The 22,348-nt window shown below is 59.4% G+C and carries 15 protein-coding genes and 2 pseudogenes; 13 read left to right on the forward strand and 4 right to left on the reverse strand.

The genetic code is table 11. The annotated features are described in order from the left end of the window. The first annotated feature begins 131 nt into the window (after positions 1-131). The gene (locus AMK02_RS05445; RefSeq protein WP_145924198.1) at positions 132-914 is read left to right on the forward strand and encodes a hypothetical protein; all 783 of its coding nucleotides are present in this window, start codon (positions 132-134) and stop codon (positions 912-914) included. 369 nt (positions 915-1,283) lie between these two features. On the opposite strand, the gene AMK02_RS05450 is transcribed toward AMK02_RS05445, so the two are convergent. Both AMK02_RS05450 and AMK02_RS05455 read right to left on the reverse strand, forming a co-directional pair. Then, the gene (locus AMK02_RS05450) at positions 1,284-2,075 is read right to left on the reverse strand and encodes an SDR family NAD(P)-dependent oxidoreductase (RefSeq protein ID WP_064801005.1); all 792 of its coding nucleotides are present in this window, start codon (positions 2,073-2,075) and stop codon (positions 1,284-1,286) included. Between the two features lie 111 nt (positions 2,076-2,186). Further along, positions 2,187-3,074, reverse strand: coding sequence for an AraC family transcriptional regulator (locus AMK02_RS05455; protein WP_082929646.1), 888 nt, complete (start codon positions 3,072-3,074; stop codon positions 2,187-2,189). 134 nt (positions 3,075-3,208) lie between these two features. On the opposite strand from AMK02_RS05455, the gene AMK02_RS05460 reads away from it, so the two are divergent. From AMK02_RS05460 to AMK02_RS05515, 12 genes and pseudogenes are all read left to right on the forward strand, one after another. Further along, positions 3,209-3,976 (forward strand): SDR family NAD(P)-dependent oxidoreductase, encoded by a 768-nt coding sequence (locus AMK02_RS05460; protein ID WP_064801006.1) that lies wholly within the window; start codon positions 3,209-3,211, stop codon positions 3,974-3,976. Positions 3,977-4,037: 61 nt separating this feature from the next. Beyond that, a complete protein-coding gene (locus AMK02_RS05465) occupies positions 4,038-4,817 on the forward strand; it encodes an alpha/beta fold hydrolase (protein WP_064801007.1) in 780 nt (259 codons plus the stop codon). Between the two features lie 262 nt (positions 4,818-5,079). Continuing rightward, a pseudogene (locus tag AMK02_RS05470) lies at positions 5,080-6,283 on the forward strand (MFS transporter). A gap of 311 nt (positions 6,284-6,594) precedes the next feature. Continuing rightward, on the forward strand, positions 6,595-7,827 hold the full coding sequence (locus AMK02_RS05475) for a serine hydrolase domain-containing protein (RefSeq protein ID WP_064805962.1): 1,233 nt from the start codon (positions 6,595-6,597) through the stop codon (positions 7,825-7,827). 503 nt (positions 7,828-8,330) lie between these two features. Next, a complete protein-coding gene (locus AMK02_RS05480; protein ID WP_010058543.1) occupies positions 8,331-9,035 on the forward strand; it encodes a carbonic anhydrase in 705 nt (234 codons plus the stop codon). Between the two features lie 4 nt (positions 9,036-9,039). Beyond that, a complete protein-coding gene (locus AMK02_RS05485) occupies positions 9,040-10,569 on the forward strand; it encodes a SulP family inorganic anion transporter (protein ID WP_064801008.1) in 1,530 nt (509 codons plus the stop codon). A 180-nt stretch (positions 10,570-10,749) separates the two neighbouring features. Beyond that, complete coding sequence (locus AMK02_RS05490) at positions 10,750-12,711, forward strand: elongation factor G (RefSeq protein ID WP_064801009.1); 1,962 nt, start codon at positions 10,750-10,752, stop codon at positions 12,709-12,711. 272 nt (positions 12,712-12,983) lie between these two features. Continuing rightward, positions 12,984-13,334, forward strand: a complete 351-nt coding sequence (locus AMK02_RS32020) for a hypothetical protein (protein WP_237358332.1) — start codon at positions 12,984-12,986, stop codon at positions 13,332-13,334. Positions 13,335-13,777: 443 nt separating this feature from the next. Beyond that, complete coding sequence (locus AMK02_RS05500; RefSeq protein ID WP_064801011.1) at positions 13,778-14,461, forward strand: phosphatase PAP2 family protein; 684 nt, start codon at positions 13,778-13,780, stop codon at positions 14,459-14,461. Positions 14,462-15,205: 744 nt separating this feature from the next. Continuing rightward, positions 15,206-15,673, forward strand: a pseudogene (locus tag AMK02_RS32670) (transposase); the annotation flags it as partial. 126 nt (positions 15,674-15,799) lie between these two features. Next, positions 15,800-15,886, forward strand: coding sequence for a hypothetical protein (locus AMK02_RS32675; protein ID WP_442966369.1), 87 nt, complete (start codon positions 15,800-15,802; stop codon positions 15,884-15,886). A 79-nt stretch (positions 15,887-15,965) separates the two neighbouring features. Next, positions 15,966-16,430, forward strand: coding sequence for an Imm26 family immunity protein (locus tag AMK02_RS05515; protein WP_064801012.1), 465 nt, complete (start codon positions 15,966-15,968; stop codon positions 16,428-16,430). Between the two features lie 557 nt (positions 16,431-16,987). On the opposite strand, the gene AMK02_RS05520 is transcribed toward AMK02_RS05515, so the two are convergent. Beyond that, the gene (locus AMK02_RS05520) at positions 16,988-17,842 is read right to left on the reverse strand and encodes a heparin lyase I family protein (protein WP_064801013.1); all 855 of its coding nucleotides are present in this window, start codon (positions 17,840-17,842) and stop codon (positions 16,988-16,990) included. Positions 17,843-17,964: 122 nt separating this feature from the next. Beyond that, on the reverse strand, positions 17,965-22,248 hold the full coding sequence (locus AMK02_RS05525; RefSeq protein WP_064801014.1) for a Calx-beta domain-containing protein: 4,284 nt from the start codon (positions 22,246-22,248) through the stop codon (positions 17,965-17,967). Between the last annotated feature and the right edge of the window lie 100 nt (positions 22,249-22,348).

Here is a 22,348-nt window from a genome sequence, read left to right on the forward strand (position 1 = left end):
ATGGCCGAAAGTCTTTGTCATACAGCGTAGCTGAACATTATATTCGCGATCGATATAGGCTTCAGGGCGGCAAATTCGGCCAGCTCGGGGAGTCGGGTGAGGTCCAGCACGATCCTGAGCGTGGATATTGGATGGACACCCAGCTTGGCACCTTAACGCTGCATACACTCAGCGGTGAATGCGAGCCTCTTAGATACTACACTTCCACCATTACACTCTCCGGAATCCATTGCTTCGCTGCACAAGACGACGTAACTGACGAGCTGTTTGCGGTAATTTCGCTTATCAATGTCAATCCAACTGCTTCAGGCGTGGATCAGCTTGTGAAGACGTTCCGGACACCAATCGTCGAAATAGAATCTGGTGAGACCGCGTTCCAGAACGTTACCTTGGGAAACGTGCCTCTTGTCGGCACTGGTATCCGCGTTCACATCTCGCTCTGGGATCATGAGTCTGGCGATGCTGATGAAATACGCGACCAGATCGCAGCAGTGATCGAAGATGCTGCGAAGAAGGGGCAGCAGGCAATTGTCGGAGGTGCTCTTGGCAGTGATGCTGCCGTTACCGCGGGCAAGGTTGGAGACGTAACCGAATTCGAAATTGGCGGCGTAAAGCCGTTTCATATCCTGTCGTTAGGGATTGCTGGGTTGATAGCAAATGCCCTGGCTGACGATTTACTAGGGGACAATACTTTTTGGGTGCCCGCTCAAAATCTCAAGAATTTTGCAGATCCAAACCTCTATGCAAACTCAATTAGATATGATCCGGCAATGGGTGGCGACATTCCATTGAACTGGCCGCCTCCCGGGATTGAAAAACCCTTCAACAAGAAGGGAGCGCTATACAAGGCATTCTTCAAGATCACGACGACTGAAAGCGTAACGCCATGTGACCCACCGCTCGGCGGCGGTTGAACTCTTTATGGGATCACTCCATGGTCAGTGAAGTTGCGGTTCATGGCGCGCGAGACTGACGCGGTGGATTGCTGCACCAGCGGTCCAACGAGACAGGAGCGAAGCAAGCGGCGCAATCATCGACAGTGCTGTTTGCTTCGCACCTTGACTAGGCGCGTATTGCCGTTCCGAATAAGAGCGCTGTGACAGAGATGATGCGCCCTCTTATCAGTCGTAATGGCAGACCTTGCCGCAGAGCGGACTTCCGTTCGTTTGACGTTAGTACATCTGGACGCGATTTGCGGTCGTGCAATCGACACGCCAACGCTGCCCCGGCAGCGCTTCGACTTTCGCAGGCCGGCAATCACCACCAGCAGGCGAGGGATCGCCTCAGAGCGTGTCGATCAGTCCTCCGTCCACGCGCATGGAAGCCCCGGTCGTTGCGGATGCCAAAGGCGACGCCAGATAGGTTACGAGGTTGGCGATTTCCTCGACGCTTGCAGCTCGTTGGATGATCGAACTGCCACGATGCTTCTTGACGAAGTCGGCCGCGACCTCCTCGATCGGCTTGCCCGTCTTCGCGCGCTCTTCGGCAAGCATAGTCTCGACGCCCTCGGACAGTGTTGGGCCGGGGAGGACCGAGTTCACGGTAACGCCCGTACCGGCCATGCGCTTGGCGAGTCCGCGCGCAACCGCGATATCGGCGGTCTTGCTGACGCCGTAGTGAATCATCTCCACCGGAATGTTAAAGCCGGATTCCGACGCGATGAAGATGACGCGACCCCAGTCGACCTTCTGCATGCCCGGAAGGTAGGCACGCGAAAGCCTGACGGCCGACATGACGTTTACCTGCCAGTGGCGATCCCACACCTCGTCGTTCGCCTCGAAGAAGTCGAGCGGCTGAAAAATGCCCGCGTTGTTGACGAGGATGTCCACGTGAGGAACCTTGGCGACAAGAGCGTCACACCCTTCAGCGGTTGCCACATCGGCTGCGACGGCTGTGACGGTGCCCCCGGCACCTTCGACTTTCAGGCGTTCGGCGGCATTCGCGGTCTTTCCTTCGGACCGTCCGTTGATCACCACGTCCGCGCCCGCCCTTGCGAGCTGGCGGGCGATCGCGTAGCCGATCCCTTCGGTAGATCCAGTAATAAGAGCGATCTTGCCTGCGAGGTCGATCTGCATCTGCTGCTCCTTGTGAGGTTGGATAGAGAACGTATGAACTCGCGGTCGGTCTCGCAACAGCCCACGACGTCGATACCCGATCGAATTCCTGCCGCGTGCGTGCTGAAACAGTCAGGCCGACAGAAGCTTTCCGATGTCCCGGCGTGGCGGAGCCCCGAACAGCCGGGCATATTCCCGGCTGAACTGTGAGGGGCTGGCATAGCCCACCTCAAAGGCGACCGTTTCCGCCGACATTTCGCGCGACAGCATCAGCCGGCGCGCCTCCATCAGGCGAATCTGCTTCTGAAACTGCACCGGTGTCATCGCGGTCATTGCCTTGAACTGACGATGGAAGGCTGTCGGGCTGAGGCCGGCGAGTGCGGCAAGATCGTCGACGCGCACCTGCTTGTCGAAATTGCCCCGCAACACGTGGATCGCTTCGACCAGACGCCGGTTTCGCTCCGCGCCGACGACCATGCGGGCGAAGACAGCGCCATGTGGCCCGGCCAGCAGGCGGTAGCAGAGTTCGCGCTTGACGCCGGGATAGAGCAACGGGATTGCCTGCGGCTCGCCAAGCAGACTGACGGCGCGCGCAGCGCAGCCGAGGATCGACTCGTTGAGCTCCATAACGAAGGCGGCATGCTCGTCGGAGGCCGGAGTGGGCGGTGCCTCCATGCTTTCGTAGACTTCGCGTAGGATTGCCTGGTCGAGTTCGATGACGGCGCTGAGATAGGGCGCATCCGGCGCGCCGTGCACCACCTGGCTTGCACCCGGCATCTCGACGCTGACGACCATGGCCTGGCCGGTGCGATAATGGAGCCTCCGTTCGCCGAACGTCGTCCATTTCGCGCCCTGCACCACGATGCAGAGCGCCGGCCGGTGGATCAGGTGGTTCGGATGCCGCTCGGTGAAGGATCGGAGCAAGGCCAGCCCGTCGATCGCGGTGAAATAGGGGCTCCTGTTTCCATGAGCCGCAAACGCGGCGACGACAGCATCATGCAATATCGAAAGAGTGCTCAATCGGAGTCCCCGCAAACCTGGAATTCCAAAACTAACGCCGGAGGCAGGATCAGGCAAGAAAGAAGCCGGTTCCGGCATGTTCGCCCCTGCTTCGCCCTCTTATGTTCAGCGTCATCAATCAAAGGAGAACGGCGATGACACAGAACTTTGAACGCAAAATCGCAATCGTCACCGGCGGCAGCCGCGGGCTGGGCCGCAACACCGTGCTCACCCTCGCCAGACGCGGTGTCGACTCGATCTTCACCTACAATTCCAGCAGGGCGGAAGCCGAAAAGGTCGTGGCCTCGGTTGCTGAAGCCGGCGCCAAGGCCATTGCCCTCAAGCTCGACACCGGTGACACCCACGGTTTCGACCCTTTCGTCGACGCCGTAAAGCAGGCGCTTGCCGATCTCGGCGCCGAGCGCTTCGACTACCTCGTCAACAATGCCGGAACCTCGCACCACAACAGCATCGAGGCGACGACGGAAGACGAACTGGACATGCTTTACAATGTGCACTTCAAGGGCGTTTTCTTCTTGACGCAGAAACTCTTGCCGCTGATCAATGACGGCGGTCGGATCGTCAACCTGTCGAGCGGCCTGACCCGCATCATCGTTCCCGGCAGCGCTGCTTACGGTGCGATGAAGGGAGCGGTCGAGGTGCTGACCCGGTACATGGCAAAAGAGCTGGGACCGCGTCGCGTCGCCGTCAATGTCGTCGCGCCCGGTGCCATCCAGACCGACTTTAGCGGCGGTATGGTGCGCGACAATCCGGATCTGAACCAGCGTGTCGCCGAAATGACGGCGCTGGGCCGCGCCGGCCTGCCCGACGATATCGGTCCGATGATTGCCTCGCTGCTCTCCGAGGACAACCGCTGGGTCAATGCCCAACGCATCGAGGTCTCCGGCGGCATGTCAATCTGAGATGCCGGTCCGGACCGAGTTCAAATAATCCTACCGCTTCGCAAACGATGGAGATTCGATCATGATGATGAACAGACGCACATTTTCGAAAACTTTGCTCGTCGGTGCCGCCACGTCACTTGTTGCGACACATGCCGGCCTTGCCGCCACACCCACGCCTCCAAAGGCGCGCAATGTCGTTCTCGTGCATGGACTTTTCGCCGACGGATCATGCTGGACCGAGGTTATCGCCCGGCTGCAGGCGAAGGGCCTGAACTGCACGGCGGTCCAGAACCCGCTCACCACGCTGCCCGATGCCGTGGCGGCCGCCCGGCGCATCCTCGACCGGCAGGACGGTCCGACCGTCTTTGTCGGCCACTCCTTTTCGGGGATGATCCTCACCGAAGCAGGCGTACATCCGAACGTCTCTTCACTGGTTTATGTCGCTGCCCGAGCACCGGATGCAGGCGAGGACTATGCAGCTTTGGCAAAGACCTACCCGACACCACCCGCAACCGCGGGCATTGTCTTCGACGGCGACGAAGGACGGCTGACGGAAGAAGCGTTCCTGCGCGATTTCGGGGGCGACCTTCCCGAGGCCAGGGCGAGGGTTCTCTATGCCGTTCAACAACCATTCCAAAAGGCGTTGCTCACCGGCAAAACCTCAAACGCTGCTTGGCGCTCCAAGCCAAGCTACTACGCCGTTTCGACGCAGGATGGGACGATAAATCCAGACCTGCAGCGTTTCATGGCCAGACGCATGGGCGCTACAGCCATCGAACTCAAATCCAGCCACCTGTCGCTCATTTCGCATCCGGATGAGATCGCCAAGCTCATCCTGGAAGCAGCCGGGCAATCATGACATTGGATCCCCTGACGCCGCGCGAGCCGATAGTCCGAGCCCGATCGCTGCCGGCAAGGTGAGCGGCGCCCCACATAGCATTTCCTATTCGGCGGCTCCGATCGCTGCGAGGACATCGGGGGTCTCCGACTGGAGGCGCCCGCCTGCGTCAGCAAGCTCCAACGGATGTCGGCGGTGTTGGCAATGCCAGTAAACGCCTTTGCTATCGCGCCATTCCTGAAAGACTCCGCTATTAAGACCTCTAACACTTGGAGGTACTTCAATGACGGACACAACATCACAGCTTGACGGCGCCGCGATTGGCCTCGATTCTACCATTCCGAGTACATGGAGCCCAAGAACCTAGTTGCCGTCATTTCAATGGCAGCCACAAGCTTTGCGCTCGTCTCAGCTGAATTTCTGCCGGCAGGTCTGTTGACGCCAATGGCGCGTGACCTTGGCGTCAGCGAGGGAACCGCCGGCCAGGTTGTCACCGCCACCGCGTCTGTCGGCGCGGTGACGGCCTTGTTGAGCAATGTTCTCATCGGCAAACTGAACCGGAAGACTGTCCTGGTCGGCCTAAGCGCCTTGGCTATCGGCTCCAATCTCGTGGCCGCGCTCGCGACGGATTTTTGGCTATTGTTGTTGGGCCGGGCCGGGCTGGGCGTCGCGCTCAGTGGTTTCTGGGCGCTTTCGGTTGCCGTCGTGGCGAGACTGGTTGGCACCAATGCGACAGGTCGCGGTATGGCGATAGTCACCCTCGGTGTCTCTCTTGCCACCATAGCTGCACCATCCATGGGTGCCTTGATCAGCGATTGGCTCGGCTGGCGTGCCGCCACCGCCATGACCGCAGGGCTCGCAGCGATTGCGATGCTGCTGCAGATACTCAGCTTGCCGACGCTACCCGCAAGCACAAGCAATAGTCTTTCCGACGTCTTCCGGCTGACGAAACGGCGCACTGTGCAACTCGGAATGCTTGCCATCCTCTTGCGACGGGGCATTTTGCCGGCTCGGTCTATGTGCGACCCTTCCTCGAACAGGTGACGCTCCTTGGCACCGGCCCGATTGCCCTGGCGCTCCTCGGGTTTGACATCGCCTCTGTGATCGGCAATGTCGCCGGCGGCCGACTGGCAGACGCGAATATCCACGTGGCGCTCGCTGTCACCGGCGTATTGATGGCGTTTTCGGCGCTTGCTCTCGTCCTCTGGGGTGCACAGAGCGGCATCGCGTTTGCCCTGGTGACACTTTGGGGTTTCGCTTTTGGGATGGCTCCTGTTGTACTGCCCACCAACTTGTCCCGGGGCGCAGCAGACGCCTTGGAGGCTGCTGGCAGCCTGATGGTCGTTTCGTTCCAGGTCGCCATCAGCATCGGTGCGCTGTTCGGCGGCTATGTGGTCGATCACTTTGGCGCCTCAGCGCCATTGACATTTACAGCCGTCTCGGCGGCATCGACGATCGTTCTGGCGTTGCTTCAGCCCCGCAGCTGACTCTTGGAGCTCAAGGTGAGCAGATCGCCCGATTTGAAAAAAGGACATAGCTATCACGCGACCAGGGGCCCTCGGCGAAGGGCCCCGCATGCCACAATCGTGGCAATTGGAGCCCCCGGCATGGCCGCTGGCATCACGTACAAGCTGACAGACATGATGCGGCCGATCGACGCCGCTAACCCGCCTTAAGGAAGTGAATCTAGCCGAAATGAAGCACGATGAACTCGCTACAAGCAGGCGACTATTGCAATAATGCGGGGAAAGCGCAGGATTGTCCAAAGGACCTTCGCCTACGACAGGACATTTGCGCGATGAGTCAATTTGGTAGCGAACCAGTTCGTGACCCTGGGCACCTCGGCTTCGACAAGGCGCGGCTGGCGCGACTGAAGCGGTGGATGCAGCGATATGCCGACACCGGGCGCTGGCCGGGTGGTGCGGTGCTCATCGCGCGTCATGGAGAACTCGCCTTCTTCGACTGCGCCGGGCACGCCGACGTAGAAGCCAAGCGGCCTTGGCAGCGCGACCTCATCGGCCGCATCTACTCGATGACCAAGCCCGTCACCGCCGTAGCGCTGATGATGCTGTACGAGGAGGCGCGCGTGCATCTCGACGATCCGGTCGAAGCTTACCTGCCGGAATTCAAAAATAGGCAACTTCTGATACCGGACGCAAAGTCGCTCGACCAAACGGTGCCCGTCAAAACGAAGATGACGATCCGTCATCTGCTGACCCACACATCTGGCCTAAGCCTTTTTACGAACCCCGGAATACTCGGCGAAGCTTATGCCAAAGAAAAACTCGGCCTCGCACTTGCCTACGGTGGGCTCGACAAGATGGTGCGCAGGATCGCCGAGCTGCCATTGGAATGGGAGCCGGGCACGAAATGGCAATACAGCACCGGGTTAGATGTCATCGGCCGCATCGTTGAAGTCGTTTCCGGAATGACGCTCGACAAGTACTTCGCGACTCTCATCTTCGAGCCCCTCGGCATGACCGACACCGGCTTCTCTGTGCCGGGGTCTGAGATCAGCCGTTTGCCCCCGCTCTATGAAGCTATGGCTGGCGGAATGGCTTTGCACGAAGCGCCGGAGGTTTCGGAGTGGCGGCAAGGCAAGGTTGACACGTTCTGCGGCGGAGGCGGGCTCGTTGGAACCATCGACGACTATTGGCGGTTCGCCGAAATGCTGCGGGCTGGAGGTGAACTCAACGGCGAACGCATCCTCAGTCCCCGCACTTTGAGATTGGCGGCGTGCAATCACCTGCCGGGCGATCTTGCCTCGGTGGCAGCCGAAGTTTGGGCCGAAACCCAGTTTGATGGCGTCGGGTTCGGTCTGTTGGGCTCTGTCGTCCTCGATCCAGCGAGGGCACAAATTTCGGCGCAGGTCGGAGACTATGGCTGGGGCGGGGCGGCAGGCACCTTCTTCTGGGTAAGCCCTGTCGACGACATGGTTGTCATCCTCTTCACGCAACTGCTGCCCTCAAGCGCCATTCCGGTGCGCAAAGAGCTGCGGGCACTCGTCCATGGTGCGTTGACAGGGGCCTGAAGAGCTGCTGCCCATACAAGAAGCGAAAGCAGCATCAGCGTGACGATGCCGCGAAAGCTCGCGCTACGAATCCGTCAGGCTTCTTCACCAGGTATTCCGCGCAGGCGTACGCGGAACCTTTCCACGAACGTCTCGACGATGGCCGGCCGTTCTTCCACCGGTAACAGCGTCTCACCTGGCAACGTCGGATAGACCCCGGTCGTCTACGTATCACCCAGATTGACGCCTATACGCCTGTCGGCTTCAGGGCGAAGGCAAAGATCGCCACTGTGGCCGACATGCGGACGCATTGCTGACCTTGCGTTCCAGCCGGAAGAATGGCCGGCCCCCGTCGGATCTCGGTACCCTCCTCACGTGTTGTTGATCACGATCTCGCAGCGGCTGGTTGCACCGCACACTCTTTGCTGTTCTTTTCGCACCTGCGAACGAATCGCTTCTGTAACCCGCCGGACGAGAGACATTCCTCCCCAATCCGACGTCCGGCCAGAAAGAGGATCCGAACAATGGGTGATCTCCTGAAAGGTATCTCCAGTTTTCGCGGCGCGGTTTTTCCCAACCAGTCGGCGCTTTATCGCAAGCTGGCGAGGGAAGGCCAGCAACCACAGGCTCTGATGATATCCTGCGCCGACAGCCGGGTGATGCCCGAAACCATCACGCAGGCCGGTCCCGGCGATCTCTTCGTCTGCCGCAATGCCGGCAATATCGTACCGCCTTTCTCGACGCTGAATGGCGGGGTTTCCTCCGCCATCGAATATGCGATCCTGGCGCTCGGCGTCAGCGACATCGTCGTGTGCGGCCATTCGGATTGCGGCGCAATGAAGGGCCTGTGCCATCCGGAGCTGCTCGAGCCGATGCCCAATGTCGCAGCCTGGCTGCGCCACAGCCACGCCGCCCATTCGATCGTCTGCCGGGCCTATCCGGACGACTTGTCCGAAAGTGACCGCGTGCGCGCCGTGGCGATGGAAAACGTCGTCGTTCAGCTCGATCACCTGAAGACGCATCCTTCGGTGGCCGCGAAACTCGCCACCAGCGAGATCACCCTGCATGGCTGGTTCTTCGACATCGAGACCGGCGAAGTCCAGGTCTATGACGGGGCGAAAGCGACCTTCACGGTGCCGCAGGAGGGAGAGCCGCTGCCTGTGGCGGTGACCGGCCGCGATCGGCCGCATGTCATGCCGCAAATCGCAGCAATGCTTGCCGCGGAGTAGCGCCATGACAGCAATCAGCTCCGCCTTTTCGCGCGACCTCGCCTCGTCGCTGGTCGTCTTTCTCGTCGCCATTCCGCTTTGCCTCGGGATCGCCATCGCCTCCGGCGTGCCGGCGTCGATGGGCCTGATCTCAGGGATCATCGGCGGCATCGTCGTCGGCTTCCTGTCGGGCTCGCCGCTGCAGGTCTCCGGACCGGCAGCCGGACTTGCCGTCATCGTCTTCGGCTTCGTCGAGGAATACGGCGTCGCCATGCTTGCCCCCGTCCTGATCGCCGTCGGTTTCCTGCAGATCGCCGGCGGGTTCCTGCGGGTCGGCTCCTGGTTCCGGGCGATCTCGCCGGCCGTCGTTCACGGCATGCTCGCCGGGATCGGAATCCTGATCATATTGGGGCAGATTCATGTGCTGATGGATGCCAAGCCCGCTGCCGGCGGGATGGAGAACGTCGCGGCGATGGAAGACAGTCTCGCCCGTCTCTGGGGAACTGGCCTGACGAGCGAGGCAACCGCCTTGAAGGTCGGCCTCATCTCCCTGCTTGCAATGGTGTGCTGGGAGAAGTGCCGCCCGAAATCGCTGGCGCTGGTTCCGGGAGCGCTGGTCGGTGTGGCGGCGGCGACGGTTCTTGCCGCCGCGTTGCAGCTGCCGATCGCCCGCGTCGAAGTCCCCACTTCGCTCATGGACAGCATCACACTGCCGACCGCGGATAACTTCGCCCGGTTGCTGGAGCCCGGCGTCATTCTCATGGCGGTCATGATTGCCGTCATCGCCAGTGCCGAAACCCTTCTCTCCGCCGCCGCCGTCGACCGGATGCATGACGGCGTGCGCACCGGGTTCAACAAGGAGCTGTTTGCCCAGGGCGTCGGCAACGGCCTCTGCGGCCTGCTTGGCGGATTGCCGATCACCGGCGTCATCGTCCGTTCCTCGGCCAACATTCAGGCCGGCGCACGCACGCGGGCCTCCGCCATTCTGCACGGGATCTGGATATTGGGCCTGGTGGCGCTGGCGCCAAGCCTCTTGACCCTCGTTCCCTTGTCGGCCCTCGCCGCGGTTCTGCTCGTCACCGGATGGCGGTTGATCAGCCTGCGCCATGTCCGCCACCTGTTCGAGCATCATGGACTGGTTCCGGTCGGCATCTGGGCGGCGACCGTTGCCATGGTCGTCCTGCAGGACCTGCTGGTCGGCGTGGCACTCGGCCTGGCGCTGTCGCTCATCGAGATCGTGCCTTACCTCAGGCGAAAACTCGCCATCAGGCACGCGGAGATAGACGAGGAAATCCATCTCCAACTCGGCGGCGCAGCCACCTGCAAGGACGTGCCCATTCTGCTGAACACGCTCGAGCAGCTGCCCGAGGGCCGCAAGGTCAAGATTGTCGGCGAGGACCTCCATTACATGGATCACACCAGCGCCGAAACCATCAGCGAATGGCTGCGACGCGAGGCAAGGGCCGGTCGGGCCATTGAAATTCATCCGCCTCCGGCGGCACGCCACCCCCGCCTGAAACCGCTGTTTCAGCGTTTTGCGACCGAAGTCGCCTGATAAATCTGGGGAGGGCAAACGCCCTCCCTATCAGTCCGCCAAGCAGGGCGGCGAACGACATCGGCATCGACCTCTCCAGGTCAAAGCGTCGTGAAAACTGAACACCTCTGGCGCCTTGCAGCAGTTCAGGGCATCCTATGCTGGCTGAAAGTTGTGTCTATGGCAGTTGGAGGAATGCCGATGCGTTGCTTTACCGTTCTTGGACCCTCGCAGACTGGAAAATCAACAGTCGTGGAAAAGCTCGGCTCGTTGGAGGGAACGCCGAGAAAATCCAGTTCCCCTTATGGATTGAACCTCACAGAATTCACCTTTGGAAACGAGGCGTGGTGTGCGCTGGATGCGCCAGGACCCAACGAGGCGTTGGCGCATGCACAGCACGCGCTTCTTGCCAGCGACGCCTGCATCCTGTGCGTTTCATCGGCACCCGAGGAGGCTGTGCTCGCCGCGCCCTATCTCAGGATAATCGAAGCCTCGGGGACGCCGTGCATCCTCTTCGTCAACCGAATGGACGAACCGAGAGGGAGGCTGAGGGACGTGATCGCCGCGCTTCAGGACTATGCCAACCACACGCTTCTGCTTCGCCAGATCCCGATCCGCGAAGGGGACAGGATCATCGGCAGTTGCGATCTGATATCGGAACGGGCGTGGCGCTACCGGGAAGGCCAGACTTCGGCGCTGATCGCAATCCCCGAAAGCGCCGCCGAGCGCGAGCACGAAGCGCGTAGCGAGCTCCTGGAACACCTATCCGAATTCGATGACTGGCTTCTCGAGGAACTGATCGAAGATCGCGAGCCACCCAGCGACGCCCTCTATGCCATTTCATCGCGGGTTCTGAGCGAAAACAGGATTATTCCGGTCTTGATCGGTGCCGCAAGTCACGGCAACGGCATGATGAGGCTGATGAAGGCGCTGCGCCACGAGGCGCCGCAGGTCACGGTTCTTCGACAGCGTCTGGCTCGTGCGGGCAATGTCGAGGAAAACAAGCTGACCGCCGTCAGCTTCCATGCCTATCATCGTCAGAATATCGGCAAGACGGTGCTGGTGCGTGCGTTTGCCGAGGGACTGCGGCAAGGCGCATCGCTGGGCGGCTCCAGCCTCGGCGCCGTGCAGGATCCCGCAAACGGACGGTCCAGCTCGGCGATTACACCGGCACCGGGGGATGTCTTCGCAACGGTCAAGTCCGACCACTTGCCCGTCCCGTCGCTGTTGACGTCAGCCGCGACGGTCGCCCCGCCCGAATGGACCGAGCCACCGACGCCGATGCTTGAAAGGATCCTGGTCCCGGGCAGCGACCGCGATGAAAACAAGCTCTCCGAAACGCTGGTAAAACTTTCCGAGACGGATCGCGGTCTTGTCGTTTTGCAGGAGGAAGGCACGGGCGCCCAGCTCGTCCGCGCCCAGGGCCCTGTACATCTGCGCGATCTCTGCCGAACCCTGTCCGACGTCTTCCACATCGAGGTCACCGATCGAACGCCCAGCCCGATCTACCGCGAGACAATCGCCAAGCCCTCCGAGGTTCACTACCGGCATCGCAAACAGACCGGCGGTGCCGGGCAATTCGCGGATGTGAAGCTGAGCATTCGCCCCAACGAGCGCGGCCGGGGCTTCACCTTCAGCGAAACCGTCAAGGGTGGCGTCGTTCCGCGCAACTACATCCCTGCCGTCGAAGCAGGCGCGCGCGAAGCGATGGAGAAAGGGCCGCTCGGCTTCCAGGTCATCGATGTCGGCGTAACGCTGTTCGATGGTCAGCACCATGCCGTCGACAGTTCGGAACACGCCTTCAGGACTGCGTCGAGAATGGGAGTGCGACAGGCGCTTTCCGAAGGGTCGGCCGTTTTAATGCAACCGGTCTTCCGCAGCGAAATTCACATTCCCTCGATCTATTCCGGCAGCCTCGTCCAGATCGTCTCCGCTCTCAAGGGTCAGGTTCTCGGCTTCGACCGGGATGAAACCGCCAAGGGATGGGACATCTTCCGGGCACTTGTTCCGGGCGGCGCACTCGATGATCTGGCGCGGGCGCTGCGCTCGGCGACGCAGGGCATCGGTTACTTTTCCAAGACCTTCGATCATTTCGAGGAGCTATACGGCAAGGAAGCGGACGCCATCGTGAAGGCACACGAGGAAGCGGGCGGCGCACGCTGAAACGTTCGGGCCACTTCCTGCTCGTTCGCAGAATGGGGCTCATGTCGTTGAGTTAACCGAGTTCTCCTCACTTCGTGTGGAGCCTGGCCTTCGGCCTGTCCGTTGCTTCGGGCAGCTCGAGCTAGTCTCTTCCTACGGTTTGCTGACCGCCTCGACGACATCACGCAGCGCGAACGGTTTTTGGAGCCTGGCGACATCGGCCAATTCTTCCGGGATCACATTCAAATCGTATTCAGTCAGGAAAACGAACGGTATGCACTCGCTGGGACTCCATGACCTACGCCGTCACTCTCCTTGAAGACGCCGCCAGCCGGATCGCAGATATTTCGGGAGCTGAATTGCAGATCATGCTCCGCCGCGCCGCGCTGCTGTTGCGCAAATCCGGATCGATCGCGATCGCGCGATATCGAGAGCCGCTATTCGAATACTTTTATAGAAGGGGGCTGTTTTTTGATGCCGGCCGCGGCGATCAGCCAGAACAATCCACCGGCGGCAATTCCGAATACAGCTATTTCTGTGAGCACTTCGATTGCTTCCAACAATCCCCACCACGTCATCATCCCGTGCTGGTAGGTCATGTGATTATTCGTGTAGGCCTCGTCCGGGCCGAAAAATATACTTAGGCAAAGCCACGGGAAGGTCGCAATGGAGGCCCCGACCATCACACAATTTGAAAGAGATGCCCGTACTCGTCCCCTGAGATAGAGTATCAATGGAATCCCCAATACAACAGTTGGCGGATACACACCGAAGAACGCGACGACTGCAGTCGTTTCAACAACGCGCTCCATCATATTCGGCAGGCCCTGATACGCGGCGCTGTAAACCGCATATGCGAAGGATGTCACCAAAGGCACTACAATTAGTGCAACTGCAATTCTCCACCAGAGTGGAGACGCGAATGTTGTTGCCGCCATGTGCACCTTGCCTGAACAGTCTACGCGACAGAATTGCACGCGCAGGTGCGTATGACAACGGTCCGGCTGACGCAATTGGTCTTAACGGGATGATGACATAAGTATAACATCATAGATCATTCAAACCAAGGAAATTGGCTGGCTTCTCAATGATGAATAGTCTCGACACCTTCGTGATGAAGCTGATGGGTCAGTATTCATCAAAGTCGATTACAGCGAATAAGTTAATTATTCATTTTCTTGACTTGAACACTGTAAAATTTCTGACCTTATTTATATTATTGTGGTTTCTATGGTTTTTTCGAAATAAGTGGAAGCCGGTTGTTGTCGAATGCATCATCGACATGTTCTTCGGAATTGGCATATCGCGATTTACACAACTGTTTCTGCCAGAGCGTATGAGGCCGCTGCATTCAGGCAATCCCGACTTCGTGCTGCCTTTGGGCGTTGATCCGAAAGCGCTTGAGCATTGGAGTTCCTTCCCCAGTGACCATGCCGCGCTGACCTTCGCGGTATCGACAACGATGTGGCGCGCATCCCGACCGCTTGGTGCGGCCTGCTTCATCTGGTCGACGTTCGTGATTTGCCTGCCGCGCATCTATGCTGGCTATCACTATGCGACCGACATCCTGGGTGGCGCTTTTGTGGGCGTGTGCACAGCCCTCGTGGTTGCGCGCCCCCTCCAGAAGCTATTGATGCCGTCTGTGCTAACGGTAGAGGAGCGCTTTCCAGGTTTGTTCTTCTCTGGTTTCTTTGTCATATCCTATGAATTTGTGACGCAGTTCGACGAGCTGCGGCTCGTCGGAAGGGCCATTCAACACCTCATCTCGTGATTGCGAGTTCGACGTGCTCGGATAAACGGCACATCCTTCCACTGCAGGTCGTTCCGGAATCACATAGAGGAAGCTTGGGCGGCGGGCTGGCGAAAATCGAAATCGTAGCAAGCGGAGATTGGCCTAATTAAGAGGCCGAAGGTCAGTTCAACTATCTCCAACGCCGTAGCGGACTGAGCCAGATCGTATCAAGGTTCACCCGCGGCCTCATGGCGCCGTTTCCGTTTGAGGCGCCATCAAACGGGGACGCGTCCAGCTCGCGAGTTCGACGGGACAGCCTCGATCCACAGTGGGTATGACAGCAGACATTTAAGTCGCTGCTAATGCTCCCCATATAACATGCTGCGCCGGTCGGGTTCTTCGTCCGGCGTAGCGGCGTGCTCCTGCGTTCATGGATGGTGCAGTTGAGCCGCCGCACTTCTTTCTCAACGGAAGCCGAAGAAGCTCAGGATAGCGAGCACGATGACGACGGCGCCGACGAGCCAGATCAAGTTATTCACGTGGAATCTCCTTCAATGGAAATGAGCGAGGTTGCAAGCACATAATGTTTGGCGGCGGCTCATGTTCCAATATCCACAATGCCTGGCACAGCCTCCCAAGACTTCCCGTTTCGGGGGCTCAACCTAACCCTCGTGGGAGACACCATTACAGTAACCCGGTGTTCCGCTCCCACGTTGTCTTGGCTGCCCTGATCTGTGATCGGCTTTCCATGGATGAGCGGGGAGTTTCTCGATGGAGAGTACATTGGAGGTTCTCACGACCAGGAAGCCTGGACGTGAGGCTCACCGGCATTGGCCTGATGAGGTCAAGGCGCAGATCGTTTCGGAAAGTCTGCGGCCCGGAGCATTGGTGAATGAAGTCGCAGAGCGACATGGCTTGAAGCCGAACCATCTGTCCACCTGGCGTACGATGGCGCGGCAGGGCAAGTTGGTTCTGCCAGACCTGAGGCGGATCGGTGAACTCTATCGGGTCGAGGCGGAACTGCATGGCCTACCAGCCGAAGCTCGGCTTGCGGGAAGGCTGGACCGATCCGCACCGTTAATCGCCGACATGCGAACCTGGCTCACGCAGCAGCGTGCCCGTGTCGCTGGTAAGTCGCCGCTCGGCGAAGCGCTTTCCTATATCGCCAAATACTGGCATGGCCTTTTGCGTCTTCCTGGGCGACGGCCGCACCGAGATTGACAACAACACAACACCGTTGAAAGAACCATTCGGCCGATAGCGTTGAAAAGGAAGAATGCTCTGTTTGCTGGACACGACGCAGGAGCCGAGAACTGGGCCACCATTGCTTCACTCATTGAGACGTGCAAGCTCAATGCTGTTGATCCCTTTGCATATTTGACCAGCACGCTCACCGCTATTGTCAACGGCTTTAAGCAGAGCAAGATTGACAGCATCCTACCGTGGAATTATCCGGCTGGGTAACATGTGCCAAAGGCTTCCGTCGGCCCTTTGAGGACTTCTCAGGACTCGCTAAACGTGTTGCTGGAACAGCGAGGGCGCGATGGGAAGAGGCAGAAAGCAGAAACGAGGCGATATCGTTAGGATCGATATTGGAAACGGAAAGCAATTTCACGCCGTCGCCCTAACACATCCGCTGTTCGCTTTTCTCGACGGTGTTTCCGAAGGTGAGGAACCGGTTCAAGACGTACGAGATCGAGCGGTCCTCTTCAAGCTATGGGTGATGGACAGCGCTGCAAAGTCCGGGCGATGGCCCATCGTGGGAAAGGTTGATCCACCCATAGTGTCCGCGTTGGACGGTACGGTGTTTTTCAAGCAGGACCTGATTTCCGGCAGAATTTCAGCCTATGATGCCATCGCAAATGCCGAGTCTCCTATCAGCTTTGAAGAGGCAGACCGCCTAGAGTGCGCTGCTGTATGGAGCCCTGAGCATGTCGAAGACAGGCTTCGTGATCATGTGAACGGCATCTCGAATAAGTGGTGGGCATCAATGCGGCCCCGGAAATAGTGCTGATCGCGGTCAGCGTCGGACCTTCAAACATTTGGAAGGTGACGCCGCGCTTCAGCAAATGGTGAGGTGCCGCTGCAGCTAGGAAGGACGCCGTACCATGGGTAGGCTCATTGAATTCGAGCACCACACTCCATGTGTCGTCGGGGGAATATACGTCAGCCGGAAATTTTGCCGGTTGCACGTAGCGCCCTGGGGCTACGATTCTTTGAGCAATCACATCACTCCATCTTATTTTGACGCTGCTCTTCAACTCCAACGCTCCCCTTCACAAGACGCCACAGGATCATCCAACTACGGCCCCAGATATAGGATAGTCGATACAACTTTCGAACGTAGTCAATGTCCGCTGCCGCCGCATTCTTGCCATCAGTATCGAAGCGGTAGCTTTGGATCGGCCTACCGCGCTTGGTCAACGTGTGAGGAAAACACCGCTTTCTCTGGCTCTGCGTTTTCCTAGAAATTTTCGTGACGGGCCGCCCACCTCCCTTCGTGCATTTCAGCTCCGCAAGCTTCGTTGTTCGCGGAGCCGTCCCATCGCCGTCGATCCTGCTGAACTACTTCCAAACGAGAGCCTCACGCGATTTCGCCATGCTGACGTAGCGATAATAGACCGTCGCGGGCACTACCAATTTGGTGCCAGTCGTGCAGCACAGATAGTTGCCGAAAAGAAAGTAATTTAGCTTATCGCATGAAAAACAGGTAATGCCCTGATAGTCCACGACCTGCTTCCCATCCAGAAACATCAAGAAGCGTCCGTCGCCTTCCCCGGTCCATCGAACAAAGAGTTCGAAACGGTGCCAAGCGCCCGCCAGTTCCCTGATCGGGGCGACGCGCATGTCAAAAAGGTCAATACAGTCACCGCCGAACTGGGTCATCTGCTTCCCGCTTGGCTTTTCCATACTCCATGAAAGGAATTGGTCGTTGCTATGGGGATTGGTGGTCAGGGCCACGAGTTGGCATTGGTCCTGATCCTTGAATTCGACGAATATCTCGTGACCTCTTACCTGCTTCGAACCAATCGGAAAGTCGGGCACGAAATACATGTCCCAACCATACCATGCCTCCTTGGGTTGCTTGGCCTTGCGTCCTTGCTGAACCGTCGCGCGAGCCGACTGTTGCTCGCAGTCGTCCCGCACGCACGGGCCTGGGTTGATCGAAAACTTGAACACCTTGGCCGCGTTGTACTGATCCAGCGGGTCTTTCACCATAGTAAAGCCGCCCGGCTGATTGCGCTCCGTCGTAACTCTAAACGGGTGGGTGAAGCCAGGAACTTTAAATGTCCTTTCGGCACCGAATGAAAGATTTGCTGAAAGAACGGGCAGAAGTACTGCTATTAGGATTTTGCGGAGGAAGTTCAATATCCCAATATCCTTGAACCCTGCGCTTGACCGATTAGCTCTCAGCGGCATTACCAACCTCCCCCATTATCTCGGCATCGCCTTCAACTAGACGACTTCAGCGGTGCCGGCGGCACACCGCTTACCGACGACTGAATGATCCGTGCCACCAATCCCATGGTGAATGCTACGGCTCAAGTTGGTGTCAACAGGTTCCCGCCGCTCGGCAGGTTGGGGTCTGCCCAGCGGCGGATGGTGCCGGTGCCCAAATCAGCAGCGTAAAGCCAGCCGTCCGGTCCCTTCTCGATGTCCACCAAATAGGGGACGTTCGTGTCGAAGACCTGTACGTTCGTGATCTGCCGGCTTGCGTTCATTGTTGCGGTGTAGACATTACCATTCACAAGATCCGCAAACATCAGGGTGGCGTCGTTGTAGAAGTCCCCGACCGTGATCGCAGTGGCGTTGTCGGGCGCGCCGTGGCTTCTCGATAGCAGCGGAAAAACAGCAGCCTGATCGGAAGGACTGTTTCGGTTCCCATTGTTGTAGAAGCTGATCGCCTGGGGGAGATCCTGGTAGCCGCCCGTTCGGCCAGGACCTTCCAGATACGGCCAACCGAAATTGGATCCTGCGGGGCCGGTATTGATTTCCTCCCAACTGTTCCAGCCGACATCTCCGAGCACGGGCAGGTTGGTCACCGGATCGAAGGTGAAGCGATAGGCGTTGCGCACGCCGGAATAGAATACCTTGGACTGATTGCTGTTCGGATCTGCGGGGTCATAGAAGGGGTTCCCCGGAACGCCCGCGCCGGTCATGGGATCTATCCTCAGGACCTTGCCGGACAGATTGTGATTGTCTTGAGCGCGAACCGTGCGAGGGTCCATGAAATTGTACGACGTCCCGTCTCCGTTGCTGAAGTACAGCATGCCGTCGGGCCCGAAATGGAGAGCTCCATTGGAATGGGAGTCACTGTCCGTCGCCAGATAGTCCCGAATATTCTGGTTCTGGATTCCGGCGCGATCTGGATCGTTGTCCTGCGTTCCCACCTCGATCAGGCTTGCAGGGGCGGTAATGGTGGTGCCGTTGACGATGCCGGACGGCGGTATGTTCACAGCGCCGGTACTGTCGAGATCCGGACGGCTGGTGAATGCCCAGGTGCTATTGGTACCGGCCAGCACGACCATGCTGGCCGGATCGGCAATCATCGTGTTGGGGTTGACCGTAAGGCGAACGAGGCGAGAAGGACGGTTCCCTTTGGTATCCGGTCCCGCCAGGCCAGTTCCATTCGCGGTTTCCGGCGGATCGTAAGTGTAGAGCAGATAGACGTATGGATTTGCCGCGAAGTTCGGATGAATTGCCAGCCCCAGCATCCCCCGATCTCCGGGCGTATAGTTGACCTGGCTGGACAAATCGACAAGCGGCGTCGATCGCAGCGTGCCGTTGTCCACCAACCGCACAATGCCATTCTGTTGCGCGACAACCATATAGCGGCCGTCGGGGGTCCAATCCAAGGCCGTTGGCTCGGTCAAGCCGGTCACGACGGTCTGTCGGACCAGATTGCCGAGGTTGCTGTCGTCGTCCAGGATGTTGACGGTCGCGGTCGCCTGGCTCCCCAGGACAGCACCTGTAGGGTTGCTCAAGGTTAAAGTGAAGCTTTCGTTGCTCTCGGCCGTCGTGTTGTTGAGCAGCGGAATAGAAATGGTCTGGATCGCTTGCCCTGCGGCAAAGGTGAGCACGCCCGTTGTTGCCGTATAATCGGAGCCCGCGATCGCGCTGCCATTGCTCGTTGCATATGCAACGCTAGCCGTGGCATCGATGTTTCCGCTGCGCTGAACGGTGATAGTGGCAGCGGCGGCCGCCTCCGACAAGGTGATGACCGGATTGCTCACGGAGATGGTGGGTGCGGAATCGTCGTCGACGATCGAGACGAGAACAGTCCGCGGCGCAGCCAGAGAGCCACCGGGCCCGGGATTCTGGATGCCGACAGAAAACGTCTCGGTCCCTTCGGCATCGGTGTCGTTGACGATCGGGATGGCAAACGTCTTGCTGCTCTCGCCATCCGCGAAAACGACTTGCCCGGTATTCGCGCGGCCATTGAAGGTCGGCGGCGTATAGTCCGCTCCAGCCTGTGCCGCTCCGGCTCCGCCGATCTCGTTGGTCGTGTACTCCAGTGTCAGCTGCCCGCTCGTGCTGCCTGTGCGAACGACGGTGATTGTTGCAGCGCCGGCTGATTCACTGACGAAGATGGTGTTGTTGTCCCGCAACGCAACGCTCGATCCAGCAGAAAACACGACATCGCGGAAGTAGTTTTCGTTCTGATAGACGAGGGCTGGAAACGTGCCGATGGTTTCGTTGTAGACACCGGCGCCGACCGGGGCGGTCAATCCGCCATTGCTGATCGGGTTGGCGAAGCCGTTCGAAGTTAGCGAATAGTAGCTGTTGGCATTGACCGAGACGACATAGGTGGTGCCCGCATTGATGACCAGCGGGCTTGCCAAAGTCTGCTGTTGCCAGCCTGAGGCTGTCTCATTGGTGAAGGTGACGCTTGCCAGCTGCTGCCCGGTAGCCGACCAGATGCGGCCGACATGCGTGCCGGTCTCGCTGGGGGCCTTGTAATAGCGGATCGCCTGGATCGAACCGGTATTGCTGCTGACGAAGCGCATCCCGACTTCCCAGTCCACTCCAGGTCCGTCGGTGAAGTTCGGTTGGGCTGGCGTCTGGGTGGTGAAGAGGCTGACGGGGCTGGAGCTTACGGATGTAATCGGCGCAGTCGCCGCGCTCACGATGTTCTCGCCAGTGCCAAGCAGGTCGGTATAAGTGGCATTGACCCGCACGCGCTTGCCGACGAGACTGCTGCCCAGTGTCAGACTTTGCCCGCCCGCGACGTCACTCCACGTACTGCCGTTGTCGCTGCTCTGCCACAGATAGCTGACGCCTGTTGCCGGCAGGCCATCGATGTCACTGAGGCTGGCGGTCAAGGTCTGGCCCTGGCTCGCTATGCCATTGATCGAGATCACGCCGGGATCATTGACATTGGCGACTGCCGAGGGCGTCGCCGGGCTGGTGACATTCTCGCTGTTGCCCAGGTTGTCGATGTAACTGGCTGTTGCCCGCACGAAATTGCCGACCTGGGCCTGCTGCAGGGTCAGCGTATTGGCAGTCGCTCCGCCGATATTGCTCCACGTGGTGCCGTTGCTGCTCTGCTGCCACTGATAGGTCACCGATCCCGGCACACCGTCGGCGTCGGTGACAGCGGCCGTCAACACCTGACCTTGCGTCGCCGTCCCGCTGATGCCAAGCACACCCGGATGGTTGTTGGCACTGGCAATCGCTGCGGTCGACGTGCTCACCCGGTTGGTTTCGACACCACCCAGCTGATCGGTGTAAGTGGTCCTCACACGGACTTGCCTGCCCACCTGCGCCGCCTGGAGTGTCCAGGTCGGACCGGTGGCTCCGGCGATGTCGGTCCAGGTCGTCCCGATCAGCTGCTGCCAGCGATAGGTGATCGACACGTTGGCGAGTCCATCGAGGTCGGTAACGGCAGCGGTCAGGGCTTGGCCTTGAACGGGCGCACCGGTGATCGTCGCCACGCCTACGTCGTTCACGTTGGCGACTGCCGCCGTCGGACTGCTGGCGACCGTCTCGTTGTTACCAAGGGCATCGGTGTACGTGGCGGTCGCTCGAACCTGCTTCCCAACCAGTGCTTGCTGCAAGCTGAGTGTTTTCGCAGTGGCACCGGCAATGTTGCTCCACGTGCCGCCGCCGTTGCTGCTTTGCTGCCATTGGTAAGCGACGATGGTCCCGGCGGGGAGCCCGTCGACATCAGTAACGCCCGCCGCGATCGTCCGATTTTGAGTTGCGGCCCCGATAATGGAGATGACGCCAATGTCGTTGCCGGCAGGATTGCTCGCGACGATCGGGGATGTCGCCAGGCTGGTTCGATTGTTTTCGGTTCCTCCCGACTGATCGGTATAGGTTGCCTGGACGCGGACTTGCCTGCCGACCTGCGCTGCCTGAAGCGTCCACGTTGAACCGGTGGCGCCCGCGATGTTGCTCCAGGTGTTTCCGATCAGTTGCTGCCAACGATATGTGATCGACACGTTGGCGAGCCCATCCAGATCCGAGACCGCGGCGGTCAGGGCTTGGCCTTGCACGGGTGTACCGCTGATCGTGACCACGCCGATGTCGCTCACGTTGGCGACGGCGGCATTGGTGGTGCTGGCAGCCAGTTCTTGGTTACCCAAAGCATCGGTGTAAGCAGCGGTTGCCCGCACCCGCTTTCCGACTTGAGCTTGCTGCAAGGTCAGGGCGGCTGTGGCTGCACCTGTTATGTTGCTCCACGTGGCACCGTTATCGCTACTCTGCTGCCACTGATAGGTAATGACCGTCCCTGACGGTAATCCGTCAACATCCGTGACGTTTGCCGCCAATGTCTGATTCTGAGTCAGAGTCCCGCTGAGAGAAACAACGCCCTGCGCCATCACACGCTACCTCCGCATCAACCTGTCAATGTTGTCTGCTAAGTCGTCGAGGCGTGGCGGCGGGAGTCCAGTGTCCCGCATTTTCCCACGCGCGCTGAAC

The sequence above is a fragment of the Rhizobium sp. N731 genome (assembly GCF_001664145.1).
GTDB lineage: Bacteria > Pseudomonadota > Alphaproteobacteria > Rhizobiales > Rhizobiaceae > Rhizobium > Rhizobium esperanzae.

Excerpts from the sequence above, each read along its gene's own strand:
- AMK02_RS05450 (WP_064801005.1), bottom strand. The coding sequence starts at position 2,075 with ATGCAGATCGACCTCGCAGGCAAGATCGCTCTTATTACTGGATCTACC.
- AMK02_RS05500 (WP_064801011.1), top strand. The coding sequence starts at position 13,778 with ATGATGAATAGTCTCGACACCTTCGTGATGAAGCTGATGGGTCAGTAT.
- AMK02_RS05520 (WP_064801013.1), bottom strand. The coding sequence starts at position 17,842 with ATGCCGCTGAGAGCTAATCGGTCAAGCGCAGGGTTCAAGGATATTGGG.
- AMK02_RS05445 (WP_145924198.1), top strand. The coding sequence starts at position 132 with ATGGACACCCAGCTTGGCACCTTAACGCTGCATACACTCAGCGGTGAA.
- AMK02_RS05485 (WP_064801008.1), top strand. The coding sequence starts at position 9,040 with ATGACAGCAATCAGCTCCGCCTTTTCGCGCGACCTCGCCTCGTCGCTG.
- AMK02_RS05490 (WP_064801009.1), top strand. The coding sequence starts at position 10,750 with ATGCGTTGCTTTACCGTTCTTGGACCCTCGCAGACTGGAAAATCAACA.
- AMK02_RS05460 (WP_064801006.1), top strand. The coding sequence starts at position 3,209 with ATGACACAGAACTTTGAACGCAAAATCGCAATCGTCACCGGCGGCAGC.
- AMK02_RS05525 (WP_064801014.1), bottom strand. The coding sequence starts at position 22,248 with ATGGCGCAGGGCGTTGTTTCTCTCAGCGGGACTCTGACTCAGAATCAG.
- AMK02_RS05475 (WP_064805962.1), top strand. The coding sequence starts at position 6,595 with ATGAGTCAATTTGGTAGCGAACCAGTTCGTGACCCTGGGCACCTCGGC.
- AMK02_RS05480 (WP_010058543.1), top strand. The coding sequence starts at position 8,331 with ATGGGTGATCTCCTGAAAGGTATCTCCAGTTTTCGCGGCGCGGTTTTT.
- AMK02_RS05465 (WP_064801007.1), top strand. The coding sequence starts at position 4,038 with ATGATGATGAACAGACGCACATTTTCGAAAACTTTGCTCGTCGGTGCC.
- AMK02_RS32020 (WP_237358332.1), top strand. The coding sequence starts at position 12,984 with ATGACCTACGCCGTCACTCTCCTTGAAGACGCCGCCAGCCGGATCGCA.
- AMK02_RS05515 (WP_064801012.1), top strand. The coding sequence starts at position 15,966 with ATGGGAAGAGGCAGAAAGCAGAAACGAGGCGATATCGTTAGGATCGAT.